The organism is Empedobacter brevis, from assembly GCF_965118635.1.
Classification (GTDB): Bacteria; Bacteroidota; Bacteroidia; order Flavobacteriales; family Weeksellaceae; genus Empedobacter; species Empedobacter brevis_A.
Map to the genome: position 1 here is coordinate 1 of NZ_CBCPHV010000033.1, position 1,254 is coordinate 1,254.

The following is a 1,254-nucleotide window of genomic DNA, read 5'->3' on the forward strand; positions in this document are numbered from 1 at the left end:
TGTAATCTTCCCTAAAAACCGGACCGTTTAAAAATATAGTTTATTAACTTAGGGATAATTATGAAACAGAGCAATTTTACAGAAGTTCAGATCGTCAAGATCTTATCAGAACAAAATCAAGGCAAAACAGTCAATGAAATTTGTCGTGAACATGGAATAAGTCAACCCACTTTTTATAAATGGAAGAGTAAATATGGCGGAATGGAAGCCCATCAATTAGCTCAATTAAAAGAACTAGAGAAGCAATTGTCCCAATATAAAAAAATTGTAGCAGAGCTTACTTTGGAAAACGTAGTTTTAAAAGATGTTATCGAAAAAAAGCTATAACGCCTTGTGAAAAACGAGAGTTGGTGTTGTATTCAAAAGAAAAACATCAGCTAAGTTCTCGCAGGGCTTGTCGTCTATTTAGCTTAAGAACATCCGTTTTTTATTATCAAAAAGTACGTAAAGATGAGGATGATAAAATACGTTTTCAATTGATAGCGCTATCCAACGAGCATCAAACTTGGGGCTTTTGGATGATGCATCATCGTTTACGAAATTTAGGATTTACTTGGAACCATAAACGAGTTTATCGAATTTATACTTCGATGAAACTTAACCTACGTAATAAACGTAAAAAAAGACTTCCTGCAAGGATTAAAGAGCCGCTTTTACGTCCGATTTATCCAAATGTAACGTGGAGTATGGATTTCATGCATGATAGTTTAGAAAACGGAAAAAGCGTGAGAAGTTTGAATATTATAGACGATTTTAATCGAGAAATTTTGAGTATTTGTATCGACACAAGCTTACCTTCAGCTAAAGTAATTTCTGAACTTGAAAAACTAATCGAATGGCGAGGGAAACCTGAGAAAATTAGAGTAGATAATGGTCCAGAATTTATTGCTGAAAAACTAAAACTATTTTGTCAAAAAAAAGCCATTGAATTATATTATATTCAACCTGGGAAACCTACGCAAAATTCGTTGATTGAAAGATTTAATAGAACTTTTAGAACAGATTTTTTAAATGCTTATTTATTTGAAAATATCAAAGAAATGAAAAATTATACAGAAATTTGGATGTGGATGTATAACAATGAAAGACCACACAGTTCTTTACAATATCTTTCTCCTAGAAATTTTTTATTGAAATATGGTAAGGTCAAAAATCCTAATGATTTTCCTACATTTCAAATTAATCAAAATAATAATACAATAATATTAAATAAAAACTATACTTTTAAATGTTCCTAACAAGGGGAAGATTACA

The 1,254-nt window shown here is 30.8% G+C and carries 2 protein-coding genes; both read left to right on the forward strand.

All coding sequences use genetic code 11. The annotated features are described in order from the left end of the window. Positions 1-60: 60 nt before the first annotated feature. Positions 61-327, forward strand: coding sequence for a transposase (locus ACMHJW_RS14635; RefSeq protein ID WP_038336637.1), 267 nt, complete (start codon positions 61-63; stop codon positions 325-327). 23 nt (positions 328-350) lie between these two features. After that, on the forward strand, positions 351-1,238 hold the full coding sequence (locus ACMHJW_RS14640; protein ID WP_181816276.1) for an IS3 family transposase: 888 nt from the start codon (positions 351-353) through the stop codon (positions 1,236-1,238). Positions 1,239-1,254 lie beyond the last annotated feature (16 nt).